At 42.2% G+C, this 21,479-nt stretch carries 20 protein-coding genes, 1 pseudogene and 1 riboswitch; of the genes and pseudogenes, 7 read left to right on the forward strand and 14 right to left on the reverse strand.

The window, feature by feature from the left end:
- The first annotated feature begins 40 nt into the window (after positions 1-40).
- Positions 41-706, forward strand: a complete 666-nt coding sequence (locus tag H9649_RS05935; RefSeq protein WP_191693802.1) for a hypothetical protein — start codon at positions 41-43, stop codon at positions 704-706.
- 50 nt (positions 707-756) lie between these two features.
- Here the strand turns inward: H9649_RS05935 and H9649_RS05940 are convergent, their stop codons facing one another.
- The gene (locus tag H9649_RS05940) at positions 757-1,326 is read right to left on the reverse strand and encodes a GNAT family N-acetyltransferase (RefSeq protein ID WP_191693803.1); all 570 of its coding nucleotides are present in this window, start codon (positions 1,324-1,326) and stop codon (positions 757-759) included.
- A 26-nt stretch (positions 1,327-1,352) separates the two neighbouring features.
- Positions 1,353-2,198 (reverse strand): class I SAM-dependent methyltransferase, encoded by an 846-nt coding sequence (locus tag H9649_RS05945; RefSeq protein ID WP_191693804.1) that lies wholly within the window; start codon positions 2,196-2,198, stop codon positions 1,353-1,355.
- A gap of 216 nt (positions 2,199-2,414) precedes the next feature.
- Between H9649_RS05945 and H9649_RS05950 the strand changes: the two genes are divergently transcribed.
- Positions 2,415-3,386, forward strand: coding sequence for a hypothetical protein (locus tag H9649_RS05950; RefSeq protein WP_191693805.1), 972 nt, complete (start codon positions 2,415-2,417; stop codon positions 3,384-3,386).
- Between the two features lie 62 nt (positions 3,387-3,448).
- Here H9649_RS05950 and H9649_RS05955 read toward each other — a convergent pair whose 3' ends face one another.
- From H9649_RS05955 to H9649_RS05970, 4 genes are all read right to left on the reverse strand, one after another.
- A complete protein-coding gene (locus tag H9649_RS05955) occupies positions 3,449-4,492 on the reverse strand; it encodes a DUF4179 domain-containing protein (RefSeq protein ID WP_191693806.1) in 1,044 nt (347 codons plus the stop codon).
- Positions 4,489-5,046, reverse strand: a complete 558-nt coding sequence (locus H9649_RS05960) for a sigma-70 family RNA polymerase sigma factor (protein WP_191693807.1) — start codon at positions 5,044-5,046, stop codon at positions 4,489-4,491. The genes H9649_RS05955 and H9649_RS05960 overlap by 4 nt, the downstream gene beginning before the upstream one ends.
- A 425-nt stretch (positions 5,047-5,471) precedes the next feature.
- The gene (locus H9649_RS05965; RefSeq protein WP_191693808.1) at positions 5,472-5,648 is read right to left on the reverse strand and encodes a hypothetical protein; all 177 of its coding nucleotides are present in this window, start codon (positions 5,646-5,648) and stop codon (positions 5,472-5,474) included.
- 49 nt (positions 5,649-5,697) lie between these two features.
- Entirely contained in the window at positions 5,698-7,278 is a 1,581-nt protein-coding gene (locus H9649_RS05970) for a sensor domain-containing diguanylate cyclase (protein ID WP_191693809.1), read from the reverse strand.
- A 207-nt stretch (positions 7,279-7,485) separates the two neighbouring features.
- Here H9649_RS05970 and guaC point away from each other — a divergent pair, with 207 nt between their 5' ends.
- Complete coding sequence (gene guaC, locus H9649_RS05975; protein ID WP_191693810.1) at positions 7,486-8,469, forward strand: GMP reductase; 984 nt, start codon at positions 7,486-7,488, stop codon at positions 8,467-8,469.
- 120 nt (positions 8,470-8,589) lie between these two features.
- Complete coding sequence (locus H9649_RS05980; RefSeq protein WP_191693811.1) at positions 8,590-10,521, forward strand: DUF2207 domain-containing protein; 1,932 nt, start codon at positions 8,590-8,592, stop codon at positions 10,519-10,521.
- A gap of 139 nt (positions 10,522-10,660) precedes the next feature.
- On the opposite strand, the gene H9649_RS05985 is transcribed toward H9649_RS05980, so the two are convergent.
- From H9649_RS05985 to H9649_RS05995, 3 genes are all read right to left on the reverse strand, one after another.
- Entirely contained in the window at positions 10,661-11,968 is a 1,308-nt protein-coding gene (locus H9649_RS05985; protein WP_191693812.1) for an LLM class flavin-dependent oxidoreductase, read from the reverse strand.
- Positions 11,969-12,046: 78 nt separating this feature from the next.
- Positions 12,047-12,799, reverse strand: a complete 753-nt coding sequence (locus tag H9649_RS05990; protein WP_191693813.1) for a 3-oxoacyl-ACP reductase — start codon at positions 12,797-12,799, stop codon at positions 12,047-12,049.
- Positions 12,800-12,911: 112 nt separating this feature from the next.
- Positions 12,912-13,014, reverse strand: a riboswitch (TPP riboswitch).
- A gap of 81 nt (positions 13,015-13,095) precedes the next feature.
- The gene (locus tag H9649_RS05995; protein ID WP_191693814.1) at positions 13,096-13,410 is read right to left on the reverse strand and encodes a hypothetical protein; all 315 of its coding nucleotides are present in this window, start codon (positions 13,408-13,410) and stop codon (positions 13,096-13,098) included.
- A 161-nt stretch (positions 13,411-13,571) separates the two neighbouring features.
- Here H9649_RS05995 and H9649_RS06000 point away from each other — a divergent pair, with 161 nt between their 5' ends.
- A complete protein-coding gene (locus tag H9649_RS06000) occupies positions 13,572-15,236 on the forward strand; it encodes an ABC1 kinase family protein (RefSeq protein WP_191693815.1) in 1,665 nt (554 codons plus the stop codon).
- A 64-nt stretch (positions 15,237-15,300) separates the two neighbouring features.
- On the opposite strand, the gene H9649_RS06005 is transcribed toward H9649_RS06000, so the two are convergent.
- Positions 15,301-16,188 carry a LysR family transcriptional regulator gene (locus H9649_RS06005; RefSeq protein ID WP_191693816.1) on the reverse strand — a complete coding sequence of 296 codons (888 nt, stop codon included), beginning with the start codon at positions 16,186-16,188 and terminating at the stop codon, positions 15,301-15,303.
- Between the two features lie 109 nt (positions 16,189-16,297).
- Between H9649_RS06005 and H9649_RS06010 the strand changes: the two genes are divergently transcribed.
- Together H9649_RS06010 and H9649_RS18080 are read left to right on the forward strand one after the other, a co-directional pair.
- Entirely contained in the window at positions 16,298-17,491 is a 1,194-nt protein-coding gene (locus H9649_RS06010; RefSeq protein ID WP_191693817.1) for a coenzyme F420-0:L-glutamate ligase, read from the forward strand.
- 53 nt (positions 17,492-17,544) lie between these two features.
- Positions 17,545-17,880: pseudogene (locus H9649_RS18080) on the forward strand (hypothetical protein); the annotation flags it as partial.
- A gap of 172 nt (positions 17,881-18,052) precedes the next feature.
- On the opposite strand, the gene H9649_RS06020 reads toward H9649_RS18080, so the two are convergent.
- From H9649_RS06020 to H9649_RS06035, 4 genes are all read right to left on the reverse strand, one after another.
- On the reverse strand, positions 18,053-18,880 hold the full coding sequence (locus H9649_RS06020; protein ID WP_191693818.1) for a MetQ/NlpA family ABC transporter substrate-binding protein: 828 nt from the start codon (positions 18,878-18,880) through the stop codon (positions 18,053-18,055).
- A gap of 14 nt (positions 18,881-18,894) precedes the next feature.
- Complete coding sequence (locus H9649_RS06025) at positions 18,895-19,557, reverse strand: methionine ABC transporter permease (RefSeq protein ID WP_191693819.1); 663 nt, start codon at positions 19,555-19,557, stop codon at positions 18,895-18,897.
- On the reverse strand, positions 19,550-20,299 hold the full coding sequence (locus H9649_RS06030) for a methionine ABC transporter ATP-binding protein (RefSeq protein ID WP_191693820.1): 750 nt from the start codon (positions 20,297-20,299) through the stop codon (positions 19,550-19,552). Before H9649_RS06030 ends, H9649_RS06025 begins: the two co-directional genes overlap by 8 nt.
- A gap of 149 nt (positions 20,300-20,448) precedes the next feature.
- Positions 20,449-21,390: a Gfo/Idh/MocA family protein gene (locus H9649_RS06035; protein WP_191693821.1), complete on the reverse strand. Its 942-nt coding sequence runs from the start codon at positions 21,388-21,390 to the stop codon at positions 20,449-20,451.
- Positions 21,391-21,479 lie beyond the last annotated feature (89 nt).

Genomic DNA, 21,479 nt, shown 5'->3' on the forward strand with positions numbered 1-21,479 from the left:
GTAAACTAAAATTATTCCAAAACGAAGGGGAGAAAAAATCATGAAAAAACTTTTCGCAACTACATTGAGCGCAGTACTATTAACAACAGGTGGTCTTGGAGCAACTAACGTACTTCACCCGGACAAAGTAGAAGCAGCGACAGTGAACTATGAATCTTCTTACCAGAATCACAACGCACACTACCAATTACAAATCGCATCTGAAGAACTTACACAACTTCCTGAATACGCTACAGTTGCTTCAAAAATCGACGTCAACGGCTTAACTGCAAAAGTGGTTGAAGACAATTACAACACACGTACAATCGTATTCAGCAATTCACATGGACAAGGCCAATACAAATCCATTTTCGTAAAAAGAACGGACAGTTTGAAAGTCATCGATTTCCGCGGAGGGCAGATCTTCTACGGTACGATTTCTAATGAAACAGCAGCCCCTGCTCCAGAACAACCAGCAAAACCAGAACAAAAACCAGCAACGGATACAGCAATTAGTGCACTTCCTGAATATGCAACACTTGCTTCTGTTGTTGACGTCACTGGCTTTAACTTGGAAGTGGCAGAAGATAACTTCAACACTCGTACAGTTTTAGTAAAAGATCAAAACAACCGCGTTCAGTATAAATCGATTTTCGTAAAACGTGCACACACGTTGAAAGTCATCAACACTCGCGGAGGACAGATCTTCTACGGTGCAGTAAAATAAAACACTCAAACAGCCGTATCAATCAAATTCGATACGGCTGTTTTTTCCTTTTATTCCACTGGTTTCAAAACTGCGGCATTGTACTCATCTTTCAACAGTGAATACATATGTACATCCTCGAATTTTCCATTCGTCCTTTCATATTTCCGCAACAGGCCTTCTTGCAGGAACCCTAACTTCTCAAACAGCTTTTGGGATGCAATATTCTCAGGATCAATCAATGCTTGAATCCGCATAAGTTCCATATGCGAAAAGCCATATTGAATAACGGCAGTCAATGCTTCCGTCATGATTCCACTTTTCCAATACTCCTTCGACAGCTCCAACCCAACTTCTGTACGCGCATGTTGTGCTGTATATTGAAGAAAACCACAACTTCCAATTACTTCAGATGTGTCCTTCAGCGTAATTCCCCATCGGATTCCCGTTCCTTCGTCAAATATGCGACGATACCAGGCAATTTCCTCTTCTGCTTCACACACATTTTCCATTGGCGCCATGCCGTAATACTTCATCACTTCTTTATCCGAAAGATAATAAAAAACACTTTTTGCATCTTCCATCTTTACTTCACGCAAAAGTAATCTGTCTGTTTCCAATATCGGAAATACCTTATCCATCGTACATCCCCCTTTATAGCGGCCACTTATTCAGCCACAAATGCAAATACAGCTAATGGTTCAACTGCTTCCCTTTCATGAGCCACTTTTAGCAATTCCACTTCAGAATGCAGCAAGGACTTTAACTTATCCGGAATCTGTTCCAAACGATTGATCTCCCCTTCATATTCAGCAAGCGTCATCTCGACTTCCCATTTTCCGTCCTGCAAATCTGGGGAATGGATACGTTGTTCCTTCGTCAAGGTCCAACCGGTTTTCGATGCTAACTGTAGGATGTCTGATGGGGTGAACAACGTCCGCACATTCGCATTGCTACTTTCCTTAAAGCATTCATAATGCGCTTGAATGAGGATAGCCAACAAATGTGGATGCTGTTCAATTCTTTGGATCCGTGTATCCCACTCCGCAAAACATAATCGTTTCCCCCATTTTCGCGCCTTTGTCAAAATAGCGGAAAGCTCTTCTGCTGATCGTAAATAAAAGGCACAATGCGAAAAGACGATAAAGTCAAATGACATCGGTGGAAACTCAACTTCTTCAGCTAGAACATCCACGTCAAAATCGATTTTCATCCGACTTCCCATTTGGGATTCCAATAAATGTTCGCGCGCTTCTCCGAGTGTAATCGGTGCACCATAGTCTGCAGGCGCAATGTCGATACCATGTACAAAACCTTTCTCTCCAACTGTATATGCTAATGCAGCCGTCGTATCCCCCTGGCCACACCCAATTTCGAGGACACGTGCCCCCTCTTTAATCGCCCAGAAATCAACAAGCTTCATTCGATGCTCCGTTTGGATGCGCTGGATTTCTTGAACGTCATCCATTATCTTCATATAACCAAGAATTGTTTCAATAGGTTCTGGATTCATAATTCATCTCCCGGCTCAGTTTTTCTTTATTTTATCAGTAAAATGGCCGAGCATCTAGTTGATCCCTTATACATTTCCTTATTCATTCAATTAACTGGAAATCATTCCCTTAGTAATCAATGAGGAAATTCTCACCAATCTCTCATTTTATTCACAGGGTTCTCTAAAAAAGAGAGAGTAAGATGAAATCATACCAAAACAAAGGAGAGGAACAACATGAACAAATTTATTGCAACTGCATTAAGCACAGTACTATTGACAACAGGTGGTATCGGAGCAGCTAACGTTCTTCACCCAGACAAAGTAGAAGCAGCACAGGCGAAATATGAAGCTTCCTACTCACATCACAACTCAAACTATCAACTACAAATCGCTTCTGAAGATCTTACACAACTACCTGAATACGCAACAATCACTTCAAAAATCGACGTCAATGGTCTAACTGCCAAAGTAGTAGAAGACAATTACAACACACGTACAATCGTATTCAGCAATGCAAATGGACAAGGCAAATACAAATCCATTTTCGTCAAAAAGACTGACAGCTTGAAAGTCATCGATTTCCGTGGGGGGCAGATTTTCTACGGTACGATTTCTAATGAAACAACAGCACCTGCACCAGAGCAAAATCCTTCAACAGATACAGTAATTAGCACACTTCCTGAATTCGCGACACTCGCTTCTGTCGTAAAAGTGAGCAACTACACTCTTCAAGTCGTTGAGGATAATACAAACAAACGCATAATCACTCTAAAAGATCAAAACGGACGTCTGCAATATAAATCGATCTTCGTGAAAAACAACAACAGTTTGAAAGTTATTGACACTAGAGGCGGACAGATTTTCTACGGTACTGTCGGAACTGAAACAGCTGCAACTCCTGCAGTCGTAAAACCGGCACCTGCTAAAGCTGTAGCGAAAGCAGCACCAGTAAAAACTGAAGTGAAAGCACAAGTGCCAGTTGCAAAAAACACAAGCTCACTTCCTGAATACGCAACACTTGCATCTGTAGTTAACGTGAACGACTTTAGCCTCCAAGTTGTAGAAGATAATTCCAACACACGTACGATTTTATTGAAAGATAAAAATAACCGTGTACAATATAAATCCATTTTCATCAAACGTACAAACAATTTGAAAGTCATCCAGACAAGAGGCGGACAGATTTTCTATGGATCAATTAAATAAAAGGCTTCCTGAAACAGCAAACACCCGGAGACCAATGTCTTCGGGTGTTTTTGTATAGCGTATTATTTCTTCTCAAGTTGTACTTCAATCGGTGTAAGCGTAAATTCCTCGATCAGTTCAAGCTTATTTGAATTACCTTCATTGTAAGCTGAAGCTACCGGGGTGATGATGATTGATGTGGCTTCCGGCTCAAAGACCGGGGTCATGATTCTCCGAGACATATTATAAGAATTAGTCCCGAAACCGCCATTGTTCAACACGTCATATTCATTCCCCAAGTTATCCACCACTTTAAAGTCCAAGCTGACGAAGTCACATTTATCTTTCAACTCTTGCGACGTGCTATTTGATAAATAAATCGTATTCGATACAGGAGTTGTCGTCATCTTCGTAACGTTTACTGTAATTCCCTTATCTGTGACATTCAGATTAGATAATTGAATTGTTTCGGATTCCAAGGACTCTAACTCAAAATCGAATTCCCAGTCACCCTCGATATAGTTTGCCAGGTCCTCCGCAATCGTCAGTTCTCTACCCTTCCAGTTGACATGGATGGTATCTTTAGGTTTACTGCCCGTCATCAAGTACGTTATAAATACACCTGCGTATTGGTTGTCGCTCACCTTTTCGATCATATAGTTACCCGGCGTATGCCCTTCATATTCTTCAATTGATAACCCGCCTTGCAATATAGGATTTTCACCCAAGTCCCGATCGCTTTCCATCGTAAAGGAAATCGATACACTTTCCCCATCGTAGACGGCATCCGTAATGGTGATCTCCACGCCACTGTCCTCTTTCGTCATGCCTATTGCAGTTGTGTACTCTCCATAGTCACTAACTAGCTGGCTCTCCTCTTGAAATAAAGAAAATACACTTCCTATAATCGGTAATTGTGCCGCAATTGCTGGGAAGGAGACACTGAATGTCACAACCGAAAAACTGAGGACCGCGGCCGCCACGAAAGTGTTTCTAATAAACGGTTGTGTTGATTTCTTTTTCCTTCGCAAGTTCTTCACCCGATCTTTTTCTGCTTCCTCCACAGGCATCGGTTCGATTTTCGGATCAATCTTCAATTCGCTGAAACGCTTATAAATATTATTCATGCAAAACTGCCTCCCATCTGTGTCTGTTGTATAATTTTCTTGCCTCTGTAAAGCCGATTATCGACAGCGGCCTTTGTTAACCCAAGTTGTTTCGCAATCTCCTCATTCTTCATTTCCAAAAAGTATTTCATTATGAAAATATCACGATCGAGCTCCTTTAAGTAGTTCAGTAAAATCAATACTTCGCACGTTGTCTCTTTTCCCATGAACTCCGACTCCGCCGATTCTTCCGGTTCCAACTGGGAATCCGTGATTTCAGCAGGACTATGCATCCTCATCTGCTTTCTCTGTTTGTCGACAGCTTTAAACTTGGCGATTGTACAGATCCATCTGCGGAAATCCTCTGCATCTCCGTCAAATTGTTTCGCATTGTCCCATGCTCCTAAAAAGGTGTCATTGATGCATTCTTCAATCAGCTGCTTATCATTATAGGAACCCAAAGTATTGTAGACAACCGCTTTAACGCTGCCAATATATGCATCGACAACATACTCAAAGGCCGCTTCCTTTCCCTTCTTAAAACGTCTAATAAAATTCTCATTTGTGATTTTCATTTTTCGCTCCTTTTTTCGTAAAAGCTTTTACACCTACTTAATCGCACCAGGTCGTAAAACATTCTCAAAAAGTTGTATCGCATCGAAACATAAACCGCACGCAACGAAACGTAGATGCCGTAACACAACGTAAACACGGCGTATCGAAACGTAACTGCTCCGTATCGAAACGTAAACCACTCGCAACGAAACGTAGACACCGCAACACAACGTAGACACGGCGTATCGAAACGTAACTGCCCCGTATCGAAACATAAACCGCTCGCAACGAAACGTAGATGCCGTAACACAACGTAAACACGGCGTATCGAAACGTAACTGCCCCGTATCGAAACGTAAACCACTCGCAACGAAACGTAGATACCGCAACACAACAAAATTCTCCAAAATAAAAACCCCTCCACGTATGAAGGGGTTTCTCCTATTCACAACTCCTGATAATCTTTCATGAAGCGACCGCTTTCCTTCACTTCTGCATGATATAGCGCTTTGAGTGCGAAGCTTTTCTCGAGTTCGTGTTCTTTCATGACTTGCTTAAGCCGCTCTTTCAATTCTGGTGTGCTTTTGACGAGCTGCTCCATTTTAGATTTCGAGTATTGCATGAGGACATCCTCCTTCGGTCTGTTTTGCTCAGTTTAGCATATATGGCGTTTATACGGTTGTATCGTGAGCCGAGTTTTGCGTGCTAACTATTGTCTTGTTTCTTCCTGTTCGTTTAGCTTCATAAAGAGATTGGTCAGCGGATTCTAGAATTTGTTTAGGATGGGCGCCATTTTCAGGGAATAGCGCGATACCGAGAGATACCGTAACTACTTCCCCGCATGGACTCACTGTCGTTTCAAGTTTTTTTCGTAATCTTTCAGCGACATGATAAGCAGCTTTCTCATTCGCTTTTGGCAAAAGAATGACGAACTCCTCTCCACCCAATCGGCAACAATGATCTTGCTCCCTCGTCATTTCTTGCATTCTTTCCGCTAGAAACTTCAAGACTTCGTCACCTACATTATGACCGTATGTATCATTCACACGTTTGAATTTATCAATGTCTAGAATAATAAGCGCATATGGCTTGTCCTCCACCGTCCAGTTTTTCAGCATTTCATCCATCGATCTGCGATTCCACAGTTTTGTCAATGGATCGGTTGTCGACTGATGCAAATAAAAATTCACACGATCCTGGAAGAAATTCATACTGAAATTGAGCGCTCTCTTTAATTGAATCGCCTCATAATACCACGTACGGATTTGTGTGATCTCTTCCTCTTGGTTGCTTTGCGTACTTGACTCTGCATAATGAGCGAGTTTTTGCAAAGGGTTCGCAATCTGATTAGAGAAATAAATGATGATTAGAATGGACACCAGTAAAAACGGCAAAGCTTTCACTATCATTTCTTTCATCATATGAGTGACAGGAACGAGTGTAGCTTTCGTAGACCGTTGCGTTACGATTCCCCATTCTGAAGTCGGCAAATAGGCATAACCTGCCAACATATCGACGCCTTTAGAGTTGACGAGTTGCATGGCACCGCTCTTCCCTTGCGCCAATTGCTGGATGACGGGATTTTCACGCGCAAAATCATTGATACGGTCTTTGTCTTGATGATAGATTATACGTCCTGTTGAATCGACAACATATACATACGAACCGTCTTCGTAGAAATGTTCTCCTAGCACGTCCTGGAGAATATTTTCTTCTTTTAAATAGATGGATCCTCCTACTAGTCCTATGTAATTATCATTTTCATCGAAAATGGGTTGGGAAATAAAAATAATCAATCGTCCTGTTAAACTTATATACGGTTTGGAAATGAAAGCTTCACGCTTCGTAAGCGCCGCCATTCCACCTTCTGACGTTAAAATTTTCCCTTGAAGCTCTAGTGTCTTCGGGGATGTAGCTAAAATTTCGCCACCTTTTTCAGCGATGACAACAGAATTGAATGTCTCCGTCTGTGAAGTGAGTCTTTCAGCTTCCGATTCAAGGTGTGCTACTTCATCTTTAGTTAAATGAGAACCAAGTTTATCTGCACTGACGGCAAGAGTCTGCAATGTCATCTTCAAAAAAGAATCTGTCGTACTGGATAACTTCTGCGCATATGCTCGATTCGTATCCAAAGTAGATTCAATTAATGATTGCTTTTGCACGCGATACCCTGAGGCAATACTGCTGACAAGCGTCAAAACCAGCGTCAGCATGGCAACTCCCAATATTAAATATTTCAAAGATAGCTTCATGTGTTGAACGTATCTCCTTCAAACAATAATTGTACATCCTTTTAAGTATACCATTTAACTGTATACTGAAAAGCCTATTTTTAGGACAAAAGCACTTATTGCGTTTTTTAAAAATAGTTGACGCGCTTATGGTTTTATTGTAAATTAATAAAGTACGAACGTTTATTAATAAACAGCGAATAATATTCGCTTTTGGGAGTGTTTTCAATGGATACAGTATTTGATTATGAAGATATTCAACTAATTCCAACAAAATGTATAGTAAACAGCCGCTCAGAATGTGACACTTCCGTCACATTGGGTAAACATAAATTTGAATTACCTGTCGTTCCTGCAAATATGCAGACAATCATTGATGAAAAAATCGCCATTCAATTAGCCGAAAGTGGATATTTTTATATTATGCATCGGTTTGATCCTGAAAAACGTGTGGATTTTATCAAAGACATGCAAGGTAGGGGCCTGATCGCTTCCATTAGTGTTGGGGTGAAAGATGATGAGTATCGTTTCGTTGAGCAATTGGCGACAGATCAATTGATTCCCGACTATATTACAATCGATATCGCACATGGCCATTCAAACGCAGTCATCAATATGATTCAACATATTAAAAAACATCTTCCTGAATCATTTGTCATTGCTGGTAATGTGGGGACTCCGGAAGCTGTACGCGAGCTTGAAAATGCAGGCGCTGATGCAACAAAAGTCGGCATTGGTCCGGGGAAAGTTTGTATTACGAAAATCAAGACAGGCTTTGGTACTGGTGGATGGCAGCTTGCGGCAGTGCGCTGGTGTGCTAGAGCCGCGACTAAACCAATCATTGCAGACGGAGGAATCCGTACACATGGCGATATTGCTAAATCCGTCCGTTTCGGTGCTTCGATGGTTATGATCGGGTCCCTGTTTGCAGGTCACGAAGAATCACCCGGTCAAACAATCGAACAAGACGGCAATGTGTACAAAGAGTATTTTGGTTCTGCTTCTGAGTTCCAAAAAGGTGAAAAGAAGAATGTAGAAGGCAAGAAGATGTATGTGGAATACAAAGGTAAGCTGCAAGATACGTTAACAGAAATGCAACAGGATCTTCAATCATCGATTTCTTATGCGGGTGGTACGACACTTGAAGCTATTCGCAAGGTCGATTACGTAGTTGTGAAAAACTCCATTTTCAATGGTGATAAAGTGTTTTGATTTCCCAAAAGAACCGGCTTTTATATGCTGGTTCTTTTTCTTATATCTAAGATTATTGAAACTCTTATACATTCTTTATCGTATAAAAAGTAAAGACCATGCGAGAGAGGAGGAGTGTAAGTGAAGAAAGTTTTATATTTACTATGTGTATTTCTTTTATTGTTCATAATTCGAGCGCCAGTCGCAAGCGCAAAATCATTTTCGATCGACAAGGTTGATATTAATGCATATGTGATGAACAATGGCGACCTGTACGTTGAGGAATTGTATACTTACAGTTTTTCGGGCAACTACAACGGAACAACACGCACAATCGGAGACGAGAACCACACCGGCGTGCAGTATTTTGAAGGCTATCTTGCCCCGATGGATACTGATCTTTCGCAATATGACAATAGCACCTTCAAATCTTTGAAAGTAGAACGGGACGATTTAACGTTCAAGATCTATACTTCGTCTGAAAATGAAAAAAAGAAAGTGTTCTATCGTTATCTCGTCAAGGGTGCTGCGCAAAAGTATCAAGATACCGGGCAACTGTATTGGCGCTTTTTTGACGATATGAACGAGACTGATTTACATAATCTTAGCATCAGGTTCATTTTAGATGGTGATAAGGATGCTACATTGTCAGGAAAAGCCTATCTTCATAGTCCAACAGGGAAGTTGTCAAAGTCAGATGACAAAGGATTCGTCTATGCAACTGATTTATTACAAGCCCACGACAAAGTGGAAATAAGGTTTTTATTCCCTGAAACGTTCTTGAAAAATGCCCCCTATACTAATAACAAACCGGCTTTAGCAGAATTTCAAGCTGAGGAAGCAACGTATACTGATCGAATCATGAAAAGAGACAAAGCACTGCCAACGGTTGAAAAGATCAACGTTTTCGCCTTGGGACTTACATTTTTCTTTTTGCTCTTCATAGTCCTCTATCCACGACGCATATACCGACTATTACTATCGAAAACGTCTCTTCATCAAGTGCAGGAATTGGATTCGTTCCTACTATCTATTATTGAACGAAAAGGCAAAGTAGGACCAAATGCCATTTCTGCAGCTTTGTTGCGGCTTCGTCAAAAAGGGATTGTTGCAATGGAGAAGGTGCCCTCTAACGCTATTTACAGAAGCGATGACAGTGCTCCGGATTATACATTCCGATTTACATTGTTAACAGATACAGGGTCTCTAAATGCGTTTGAAAAATACTTAATTGAATGGCTTTTCAAAGAGGATGCGGATGGGACACTCGCTTTTTCCTTGGATCAATTCCCATTTCTAACAAAACAGCAACGTGAAAAGAATTGGCGGTTGGAAGCGGACTTTTCAAGTCGCTCCAAAGGATTTACGAAGCGGTTCAAAGAGTGGCAGAAAATCGTACGAAAAGACCCGGAAGTAAAGCAGTTCGTCGCACCTAATCCCGTACGTAAGTATCTTACACTAGTAGGAATTCCTTTATGGATTAGTTGGGCATGTTTGAACTTCTGGATGATAGCAGAAGATTCCCTGGACGTAGGCGTTCTACTATTTTTGTTGTTAATAGGATTTATAGTTTTGCTGTTCAATCAAAACAGGCGAGCCGCTCTCCCCATCTATTTTATATTCGGATTTTTTTGGATAGAGAGAGAAGGAGGTAATACGGATGGTGCTTATTTATTGTTTGTATTTGCTACCGTTTTATTGTCCCTAACAGCTTTATTGTTACCGATGAATGACATAAAGCGAAAAGCAGCTCCTTACTATAAGGGTGTTAGAGCTTTCAAGAAAGACGTAAAATCAGGCGAGTTTGACTTCCACAGTAGCCACTCGGAAGAAAAGTGGTATGAGCACGCAATTGCCCTTGGCCTGTTCATCCCTTTGCTTATAAAATACACAAAGACCTTGCCGGAAGATTTGTCTACGCTTCCTCTAATGACCGTCCATGTAACTGAATTGCTGACCGCGTTTCACTACACGCATCGTTATTATTACACCCACATGCAGTCTTCAGGATTTGGCGGTGGATCAGGAAGTAGTAGTGGTTCAGGAGGCGGTGGCGGTGCAGGCGCTTTCTAAGAAAATAAAGAACTGTGCCTTACGATATCCACATAGTTTTGGCAAAATCCCCTCACCGACAAAAGCGAGGGGATTAATAAATTATTGTCATTTCATTCGCTTTAGCATCTAGGTAGCTTATGGTCACCTAGATGAATTATTAAAGTAACCCTAAATGCTCACGAAATGTTTGACCTTCATACTTCTCTCTGAAAATGCCTCTTTTCTGCATTTCAGGTACTATCATTTCAACAAAGTCTTCTAAACTGCCTGGTAATGTTGGAGGCATGAGATTGAATCCATCAGCAACACCAGAATGAAGCCAAACTTCAATATGGTCTACAATTTCTTCGGGGGTACCTATTAATGTGTGGTGCCCTCCTCCAGCATTAAGATATCCTAACAATTCCCTCACTGTAGGTTGTCTGTCGTTGATAATTTCCAGTATCGTTTCATATCGTCCTACGGGTCCAGTGAATTCTTCCACTGGAGGTAATGAAGGGACTTTTTCATCGAGTTGCCAACCAGAACAGTCTTGGCGCAGAAAGTAACTTAACTGCTTTAAAGCCGTTTCAATCGGTAATCGATTATCTAATGCGGCTTTTTTCGCTAGTGCCTCTTCATGCGTATGCCCTACATAGGTTACCAGCCCAGGAAACACTTTAATTTGTCTATCACTGTCCTCACTCTGGTTAATCTGCTCATCCAGCTTCACACGAAACCTTTTTGCCTGTTTTAAGTTCCACGACACGGAATAGACGGCATCTGCATATTTTGCTGCTAGCGCTATTCCCTGTTTAGACGCTCCTGCTTGCATCGCTACTGGTTTGCCTTGTGGACTTTTCGGCGTAGTGGAAGGACCTGCCACTTGATAATAAGATCCCTCATGATAGAAAGGTTGAATGCCGTCAGAGTTGATCAATTTCCCTTTTGTCCGGTCATGCAAAAACGAATGATCATCCCATGACACGAACAATTTATTCATCACATCGGCGAATTCAGCTGCTTTCGCATACCGTTCATCATGGACAGGCAGTCTTTCCATACTATGATTTAACGCCTCAAAGTCAGTCATAGACGTTACAAGATTCCAACCGACACGCCCTTTTGTAATATGGTCTAAACTCAAAAGTTGTCGTGAAGCGGTGAAAGGATTAGAAAAAGTACTGGAAATAGTAGAGACTAATCCTACGTGTTTTGTCACTTGTGAAATAGCCGTTAAATTCACGATTGGATCAAACCAAAATGCCGGCATAACACTATCATCTTTTGCTGGAAATGATTGATTATCCGCAAAGAAAACCGCGTCAAAATAACCCTTTTCCGCCAACTTCGCCAGTGATTGATAGTAAGATACATCACCAATCTGTTCAACGCTTGAGTCGGGCATTAACCATGCAGCTTGGTGATGTCCACATCCATATAGTAAAACGCCTATGTGCAGCTTTTTTTCTTTCGTTACTGTCATTTAGGGCACCTCAAAATGAATCATGATAAATTGTTCATATTCTCAATTCTTCACTACGTTGTCGTGTATTTTACACGACTAGTTCATTGTCAAACCACCGTCGATCGTGAAGTTCTGTCCCGTAATACCATCCGCTTGTTCTGAAGCTAAAAACGCAACCATATTAGCTACATCTTGAGGGGTCGTCACCTTTTTCAGTGGCGTCGATTGTGCAATCAAATCAAATACTTCTGGTGTTGTAACCGCACTAGCATCAGTCATTTTCAATAATCCACCTGAAACGACATTCGCTTTAATGCCATGCACTCCCAATTCAGATGCTATATTTCGTGTAAAACCGATTAATCCTGCTTTCGCAGTTGTGTATTCGTGATAAGGTACAACAGGATTTTGATATAAATTAGTCCCGATGCTTATAATCGATCCGTTTTGTCTTTCAATGAATTGTGGCATAACACTTTGAGCAATATTAAAAGCTGCTTTCAACGTACCATCCAGTTGTTTTTGATAGTCATCCCACGTCAGTTCTGTGAATGATTTTTGTTTAGTTGGGTCAAATTTGAAGTCAACTAATGCGTTGTTAACGACGACATCTATTTGGCCAAAATGGTCCGTTCCTTGTTTAATCAATTCATCTACTTCTGCGCGATTCGTAACGTCAGCCTGTATGGCAATCGCGTTATCTTCACCTATCTCAGACGCAAGCTTCTCAGCAGCGTCTTTACTTTGATAATAGTTGATGACTACTTTGAACCCTTGTTGTGCCAGTGTCTTTACAATCGATGCACCTAAACCCCTGCCGCCGCCAGTAACTAAAACTGTTCTACTCATCATGACCACTCCTATATTTTTGTAATAATAAAAAACGCAACTTCCCCGTAGGAAAGTTGCGTCAAAACAGATAACTACATAGTAAAAATGCACAGATTTACTTTGTGAGTATGTATTGGATTTTACACTTTCCTACGCTAGTTTTACCTAGATCAGGTTCAAAGGGTTCGAGTAAGTACTCATCTCAGTTTTTACAAACACCCCTAGTGAATATTATGAAGTTATCTTAAATGTATAGTTTTTGGAAAAGCAAGTCAAGGTAATGTGTGTTTATTTACTTTTTTACATAGAAAAGCTTATTTCACATCAACATTCAACTTCATGTCCAATCCACTCATTTTGTAAAAATTAGTAAGACGTCTTTCAATTGATGTCGCACATTCTACCGCTAGTTCTTCAGGAACCGCCTTCTGCCAGATCAGATCGATACCACAGAAGCAATCTTCCACAGGATTTAAAGCCGCACCGTCCCCACCTTCACCTTTGCTGCCAACAATCATCGCGCTTGTCATCGCAACGAAGTTCATTGTGGCGACATCCAGGATTTTTTTATTTGTTTCATTGAGCGCCCCGCTGTTGTCATACGCTTTAACTACAATTCGATTTTTCAATTTATCAGCTTCATTTATTCATTGTATTCTATGTTACAGACTTTTCATTTATTTTCAATAGTTATTTGAATTATTTAAAAAACGAGACACGGCTAGTTTTCCTTCAAATAGGGTATGAGATAGGTAACTAATTTCGGTTTGGTAATTGGAGGGGGATTCTTTTGTATAAAATCAATTTTCGCCATACACGGCGCTTCCAGGAAATCATAAATGCGTTCCTTAAGCACGGTTTTGGACACGTTCTTTTCAGACTCGGACTCACAAACCGCAAGTCTTCAAAGCTGGATAATGCTGAAATGAACATGCAAGATATGGGCATTAGGCTGCGTAAAACGTTACAGGATCTCGGTCCTGCTTTCATTAAACTCGGTCAAGTCGCAAGTTCGAGAAGAGATCTGATTCCAGAACAAATTAGTGTGGAGCTAGCAAAACTGCAAGATCATGTTACACCCATCCCTTTTGCAAAAGTGCGTGAAATTATCGAAATGGAGCTTGAAGCACCGCTTGAGAATCTATTCATCCGTTTCAATGAAGAACCACTTGCTGCTGCATCTATTGGTCAAGTACATGTTGCTGAACTGCCGACCGGAGAAAAAGTTGCCATTAAAGTGCAACGACCAGATATACGACAGACCATTAACAAGGACTTAGCCATCTTGCGCGACTTAGTTGGATATTTGGAGGACAACGTCGAGTGGGCAAAAAGGTATTGTCTTAGAGATATGATCGACGAATTTGCTAGATCCCTTAACGATGAATTAGATTACCGGGTTGAAGCGCGGAATGCTGACCGCATTGCGAAGCAGTTCATGGAAGATACGACGATTCATATTCCTTCAATCTATGAAGATTATTCCACCGAAAAAGTATTGACGATGGAGATGATTGAGGGCATTAAAGTAAATGATTATGAACAGTTGGATACAAAAGGCTATGACAGGAAAGTCATTGCTGCACGTATTACAGATTCTTTATTGCATCAAATGTTCGTAGCGGGTTTCTTCCACGGAGACCCCCATCCCGGCAATATCTATATCCTCCCGGGAAACGTTATAGCTTATCTGGATTTCGGCATGGTCGGTAGGCTGTCGGAAGATATGAAATATCATTTCGCTTCTTTGGTCATCCACTTGCGCAGTGGAGACACAAAAGCACTAATGCGTACGTTTTATGCAATGGAGATTATCTCTGATGAGACAGACTTGCGTTCATTTAAAAGAGATGTAGAAGACTTGCAAAGTAAATATTACGACATTGCTTTAACGGAAGTTAGCCTTGGCACTGTGTTTCTTGAACTGTTCCAAGTTGCCTATCGTCATCATATCCAAGTGCCATCAGACATTACCATGCTAGGCAAAGCCGTTTTGACATCAGAAGGACTGCTGGCTGAACTCGATCCAGATATTAGTATTATGAAGTCCGTCGAACCTTTCGGCAAAAGGTTAATCGTAGAGCGCTACAATCCTAAGAACCTATTAGAAAGGTCTTGGGATGGCATGGTTGAAAATTTCGAAATCATCTCCCATCTTCCGAAAGACTTAAAAGCTATTGCGAACACCGTCAAAAAAGGAAAAGTTCAACTAGACATCAACGTCCAGCAAGTACAAATCTTTCTTAATCGTTTTGACCGCATAAGCAACCGTTTGTCTTTAAGCATCATTCTACTATCTTTCAGTATCCTGATGGTGGGCTTGATTGTCGGTGCTTCTATTGCAGGTCAAACGAACAGGTTATGGCATTTCCCTGTACTTGAAGTCGGTTCAGTTGTCGCTACGCTCATGTTTTTATATTTAATCATTAGCATTTTCAGGTCTGGTAGAATGTAGCTGTATTGAAAACAGGCACCAAGGTCGATATGATTTGTCCCTGGTGCCTGCTCTTATGCTTTTTTCATTTTCGACCTAACACCATTTCCATAAATTTTGTCGAAGCTGGAGACAGTGGAACACTTTTTAATGAACAAACGCCAATGCTCCGATGTGGAATCTGTTCGTTCAACTGCACTTCATGCAGAATCCCTCTCTCCAAATATCCCTCTGTAAACTCCCTTGTCACGCAAGCAATCCCCATATTGATGCGTGCGAATTCCACGACAAGATCATGCGAACCTAATTCGAATTCGGGAGCAATTTTCACGCCTTTCGATAATAAATAATCCTCAACATATTTTCGAGAGTTCGAACTTGGCTCCAAGAAAATGAGCGGGAGCTTTGCTAATTCTTTGAACTCGATCGGTTTGGCAAGCAGTTTTCGGTATTTATCGCCATAAACAAATGTATCGTGAATAGCTAGACATGGCCTCACTTCCAGCGTCGAATCATTTACGGGAAGATTGCATATACCAATGTCCACTTCACCGGACTTCAAAAATGAAATGAGTGCATCTGTTGTTCCATTTTCGATTTTCAATTTAATATTCGGATATCGATTACGGAATGCTTCAAGTTGGGGAAGTAGAAAATATTTAGAAATCGTATCTCCCACCCCAATGCGCAGCTCGCCTGTCGTGAGATTTTTAAATTCGTTAATCTTTTCTTCACCGATTTCGATTAAATTAATGGCTGAGTTAACATACTCCAAAAGAAGGCTTCCTTCAGTTGTCGGTGTAACGCCTTTAGGTGTGCGATTAAATAAACGGGTATTCAGTTCCCGTTCAAGCTGCATGATAGACTGACTAACAGCTGGCTGCGTCATGAATAGCGCTTTGGCGGCTTGCGAAAAGCTTTCATTCTTTCCGACGACACTGAAAACACGATACAAATCGAGTTTACTTACCATATAAACACCCCTTATACCCATCATTAGAATCATTAATTTTACTTATACCACGCACTAGTCGTATAGTACAAGTAGAAGGTCATTTAAAAAAGCGTTAGGAGCGATTCATGTGGAAAGAGTAGTTGGAACGGTTGTCAGAGGTCTTCGTTGCCCAATTATTAATAAAGGGGACAATATCGAAGAAATCGTTGTAGATAGCGTATTAAAAGCGTCAGAAGTTGAAGGCATTACAATTAATGACAAAGATATCGTTACCGTCACAGAATCCATCGTTGCGCGCGCGCAAGGAAACTATGCAACCATTGATCATATTGCGAAAGATGTTCAGGCGAAATTCGGAGACGACACAATCGGTGTTATTTTCCCCATTTTGAGCCGTAACCGTTTTGCAATTTGCCTACGCGGGATCGCGAAAGGCGCAGCAAAGAAAATTGTTCTGATGCTCAGCTATCCTTCCGATGAAGTCGGAAATCACTTAGTCGACCTCGACACGCTAGACGAAAAGGGCGTCAATCCCTGGACAGACGTGTTGAATGAAGAACAGTTCCGCAGTCATTTCGGTTATGGTAAACATACATTTACCGGTGTAGATTACATCGACTATTATAAATCAATCGTTGAAGAATACGGTGTTGAATGTGAAGTCATCTTCTCGAACAATGCAAAAACAATTCTTGATTATACGAAAAACGTCCTTACTTGCGACATCCATACACGATTCAGAACGAAACGCATCTTGGAAGCGAACGGCGGCGAAAAGGTCTATAGCCTCGACAATATTCTTTCTGAATCCGTTGACGGCAGTGGCTTTAACGAAGCATATGGGTTACTTGGATCTAACAAAGCGACGGAAGATAGCATTAAGCTATTTCCTAACAACTGTCAACCAGTCGTTGACAATATCCAGGCAATGTTGAAGGAAAAGACGGGTAAAACGGTCGAAGTCATGGTGTACGGAGATGGCGCATTCAAAGACCCAGTCGGAAAAATCTGGGAACTCGCTGATCCCGTCGTATCACCAGCCTACACAACAGGACTCGATGGTACCCCAAATGAAATTAAACTTAAATACTTGGCAGATAACAACTTCGCGGACCTACGTGGCGATGATTTGAAAAAAGCTATAAACGATTTCATCGAAAACAAAGACGAAGACCTCGTCGGCGCAATGGAATCCCAAGGGACAACTCCACGTAAACTGACAGATCTTATCGGTTCATTATCCGATCTGACGTCAGGCAGCGGCGACAAAGGAACACCGATTGTATTCATCCAAGGTTATTTCGATAACTTTACTAAATAAGAAGTGTTATGCCCCTCATCATTTGAATGTGATGAGGGGTTTTTTTATATGGGATGGGAGAGTTCATCGTTATCGGGCGCGGGAGCACGGTTTATGGGCGCGCATTGGCTGGATACGAGCGCGGGGGCACGGTTTACGGGCGCGTTTTGGCTGGATACGGGCGAGGAAGCACGGTTTACGGGCGCGCATTGGCTGGATACGGGCGAGGAAGCACGGTTTATGAGCGCGTTTTGAGCGGACAGACGTGCAGATTGAGCGGTTCTCGGTCGACATTGAGCGGACAGGCATGTAGATTGAGCGGTTCCCGGCCGACATTGAGCGGACAGGCAGGCAGATTGAGCGGTTCTCGGTCGACATTGAGCGGACAGACATACAGATTGAGTGGTTCCCGGCCGACATTGAGCGGACAGGCGTGCAGATTGAGCGGACCCTGGTTGACATTGAGCGGACAGGCGTGCAGATTGAGCGGACCCTGGTCGACATTGAGCGGATTGGCCGCCAACCGACCTTTAATTAAAAAGAGATGCCTCCGCAAATGGAAGCATCTCTTTTTATTACATATTATTCAAACGCCGGAATGGCAGTCTCATCATAATTCTCTTCCAAGAACTTGCGAACATCCTCGCTCGTCATCGCTTCCGCCAACTTTTGAATCGGTTCCCAATCTTTATTATCCTCACGTGCAATCAATGTAATGGCGAAGTCATTTTCGATTCCTTCTGTTAGAAGTGCATCGCTTTTCGGCGTCAGTCCAAGTGGCGCGGCGTATGCCGGTGTCATGACGACTGCATCCGCATCGTCGTACATGCGCGCAAGCATGAGTAAGTCCACTTCTTTGAACTGATAGTCTTTCGGATTATCGATGACATCCGCTTTCGTGAAATACGTGCCCGTCTTATCTTGCAGCTTTATAACACCTTGTTGAGCAAGCAACGCTAATGAACGGTCGATATTCGATACGTCATTTGCCATTGCGATTACTGCACCTTCAGGTAGTTCATCCATGGATGAATAATCTTTTGCATATACACCATAATTCGCAAAGTAAATCGGTGTAATTGGAACTAAATTGGCGTCGTTATTACGGTTGAATTCCTCCATATACGGAACGTGTTGGAAGAAGTTCGCATCCACTTCTTTTGCAGCAAGTGCTGTATTCGGTTGTACGTTATCGCCTAGAACGACCATCTCAAGATCAATGCCATCTTCAGCCAATTTCGGCTTCACAAGTTCAAGGATTTCCGTCATTGGCGGAATTAATGAAGCGACTTTCAATGTAACTCTTTCATTTATATCTGCTGCTTTTTCCGCGTCCTCCACGTTTTTATCTTTGCCACATGCTGATAATATCATTATGAGCATCGCAGTAATCAAGACTAATTTCTTCATTTTATTTCCCCCTATTATCTTTTATCTATCAATCGTGCAACCGTGGTCCCTGTAAATTGGATGAACTGCACGAGAATGACCATAATGAGGATCATGTACATCATGAGATCCGTTTTGAATTGCTGGTACCCGTACCGGATCGCGAAGTCACCGATTCCTCCGCCACCAACAACTCCCATAATCGTCGAATACGAGATGAAACTGATAATCGATGTCGTCAAGCCGAGGACCAGTCCAGAACGGGCTTCGACAAATAAAAACTTAAAAATGATTTCTCTAACTGAAGCCCCCATAGAAACGGCCGCCTCCAGCACACCTCTAGGAACATCCAGCAAAGACTGTTCGACCAACCGGGAGTAGTGCGCAATCGCAATGATTGATAGCGGAACGGTCGCAGCCGCTGTGCCGATTGCAGTCCCAATTACCAATCTCGTAAAAGGAATTAAAAATACGACTAGCAACAGAAACGGGAATGAACGAATGACGTTGACGACCAAATTAATACTGGAAAAGACGATTGAATTCTCAAAGAGCTGTCCTTTCCTGCATAAAAACAGCAATGTACCAACAGGGAGTCCGATGATGACCGCCGCCAGTATCGCAACGCCAACCATTATGAATGTTTCGCTGATCGACTGCCAGATTTCCATCTGATAGTGCACTAAAACTTCAGGCATTGTTTAATTCACCGTCCTCGGTCAGCTGTTTCACAAAGCTTTCAGGATCGCCGTCAATGATACGAATCCCTTTTGGTTCTATCGTCAATGTCTCATAGAGCTTTCCGTCAGCCAGAACTGTCACGCGGTTGCAAATGCTTTTTATGACATCCATCTCATGACTGACGATAACGATTGTGACACCGAATGTTCTATTGACATCCCGTAGCACGCCAAGGATTTCTGCAGTCGTATTAGGATCGAGAGAAGACGTCGGCTCATCGCATAGCAACAGTTGTGGATTATTTGCGAGAGCTCGCGCGATTGCAACTCTTTGCTTTTGTCCGCCACTCAATTGCGCTGGATACTTGTCCGCGTAACTTGCAAGTCCGACAAACTGTAGGCATTCCAGTACACGTTCACGACGTTTCTTCCTCGGATACTTAGCTAGTTTCAATGAAACCGCGACATTCTCGTAAATGGTTTTATTGGCAACCAAGTTGAAATGCTGAAAGATCATTCCGATTGACTTGCGTTCTTCACGTAACTCTTTGCCATTCAACCTCGTCAGCAAACGTCCATTGACTTCCACTTCTCCTGTATCGGGGATTTCCAGCAAATTCATGAGCCGTAACAGTGTCGATTTCCCAGCACCACTTGCACCGATTATGCCATGTATCTCCTTTTCACCAATCGATAGTGAAACAGATTGAACTGCCCTAAATTCCGAAAAGGATTTACTGACGTTATGTAAATTAATCATAAAAAAATCCCCTTTCTATCAGTTGAAGGGTGATTCAGACGTTTTTCATTATAACGTACGAAATGCTTACTGTCATCATAAGAAGGCGTTTGAAAATCAAAAAGACTAGTACAGTATAGCTCCATCTGTACTAGTTCGATTTTTCTGCTTTATTTCCGCAATGCTTCAAGAATTGCCTGAGACCGGTAGCCGACTTCGAAATCGTAAATCTCAGCTATTTCCCCGTTCACCGCTTTCACCAATTCATCAATCAACCGATGCGGTACTGTTCCTTCAAGTGATAACAACGAAAGATCCTCACCCGTTTTCCCTCCACGCAAATCCCCCCAGTTCTCAATGGAGAGGACACCTTCCGAACCGTATGCCGTGAATCCGATATGCTCATGCCCGGCTGCCTGGCTGATTCCCTCGATTAGGACAGGTGTGCCATCCGTCAGCTCGGCATTTGCAATAATGCCCGTTTCACAGCTGATCGGATTATCCGGGAATTCCAACCGACTTTGGATATTAATCAGATCCCCGAACAACTTCACTGTCTGTTGGATGAAATGGACGCCGACTTCAAGGACAAATCCACCTTGCTCTCGCTCACCGACCCAATCATTCTTCTGCCAAGCACGCGGCCATTCCGGGAAATTCATCGTAAGTTGCAAACGACGCAACTCGCCTACATAACCTCCGTTAATCAGTTCAGCAAATTTCGTCGCTGCCTCCCCATAATTCAACGGGAAGTTCATAGCATGTACAACGCCCGCTTCTTTGGCAGCCGCAGCCATCTCTTCCGCCTCTTCCAGCGAATTCGCCAAAGGCTTTTCGCAAAGCACATGCTTCTTAGCACAAAGAACTTCCATCACAATCGCATGATGGAATTTTGGTGGCACCGCTACATAAACAAGTTGCACTTTCTCGTCAGCAATCAATTGCTGGGCATCCGTATAAACTTGCACACTCCCGAGCTCCGCAGCTGTCTCCCTAACAAGCACTTCTGACAGATCACAAATAGCTGCAATCGATACTTCAGGATGTTCCTTGAATTGATGGATAAGACGTTGACCAATCGCTCCTAAACCGATGATTCCTATATGTAACATGCTGACTCCCCCTTTTTTTCTATCCTACTATAGGAAAGGACAACTGTCATCGGGAAGTGATACACTTATAGTTACAGAGTTTTATTTAA

The organism is Sporosarcina quadrami (assembly GCF_014836615.1).
GTDB classification, from domain to species: domain Bacteria; phylum Bacillota; class Bacilli; order Bacillales_A; family Planococcaceae; genus Sporosarcina; species Sporosarcina quadrami.

Bases quoted from the DNA above. Each gene is read 5' to 3' on its own strand.
- H9649_RS06020 (WP_191693818.1), bottom strand. From the start codon at position 18,880: ATGAAGAAATTAGTCTTGATTACTGCGATGCTCATAATGATATTATCA.
- H9649_RS05945 (WP_191693804.1), bottom strand. From the start codon at position 2,198: ATGAATCCAGAACCTATTGAAACAATTCTTGGTTATATGAAGATAATG.
- H9649_RS06005 (WP_191693816.1), bottom strand. From the start codon at position 16,188: ATGGTAAGTAAACTCGATTTGTATCGTGTTTTCAGTGTCGTCGGAAAG.
- H9649_RS05935 (WP_191693802.1), top strand. From the start codon at position 41: ATGAAAAAACTTTTCGCAACTACATTGAGCGCAGTACTATTAACAACA.
- guaC (WP_191693810.1), top strand. From the start codon at position 7,486: ATGGATACAGTATTTGATTATGAAGATATTCAACTAATTCCAACAAAA.
- H9649_RS06025 (WP_191693819.1), bottom strand. From the start codon at position 19,557: ATGCCTGAAGTTTTAGTGCACTATCAGATGGAAATCTGGCAGTCGATC.
- H9649_RS05950 (WP_191693805.1), top strand. From the start codon at position 2,415: ATGAACAAATTTATTGCAACTGCATTAAGCACAGTACTATTGACAACA.
- H9649_RS06030 (WP_191693820.1), bottom strand. From the start codon at position 20,299: ATGATTAATTTACATAACGTCAGTAAATCCTTTTCGGAATTTAGGGCA.
- H9649_RS06035 (WP_191693821.1), bottom strand. From the start codon at position 21,390: ATGTTACATATAGGAATCATCGGTTTAGGAGCGATTGGTCAACGTCTT.
- H9649_RS05990 (WP_191693813.1), bottom strand. From the start codon at position 12,799: ATGAGTAGAACAGTTTTAGTTACTGGCGGCGGCAGGGGTTTAGGTGCA.
- H9649_RS05965 (WP_191693808.1), bottom strand. From the start codon at position 5,648: ATGCAATACTCGAAATCTAAAATGGAGCAGCTCGTCAAAAGCACACCA.
- H9649_RS05985 (WP_191693812.1), bottom strand. From the start codon at position 11,968: ATGACAGTAACGAAAGAAAAAAAGCTGCACATAGGCGTTTTACTATAT.
- H9649_RS05940 (WP_191693803.1), bottom strand. From the start codon at position 1,326: ATGGATAAGGTATTTCCGATATTGGAAACAGACAGATTACTTTTGCGT.
- H9649_RS05970 (WP_191693809.1), bottom strand. From the start codon at position 7,278: ATGAAGCTATCTTTGAAATATTTAATATTGGGAGTTGCCATGCTGACG.
- H9649_RS05955 (WP_191693806.1), bottom strand. From the start codon at position 4,492: ATGAATAATATTTATAAGCGTTTCAGCGAATTGAAGATTGATCCGAAA.
- H9649_RS05960 (WP_191693807.1), bottom strand. From the start codon at position 5,046: ATGAAAATCACAAATGAGAATTTTATTAGACGTTTTAAGAAGGGAAAG.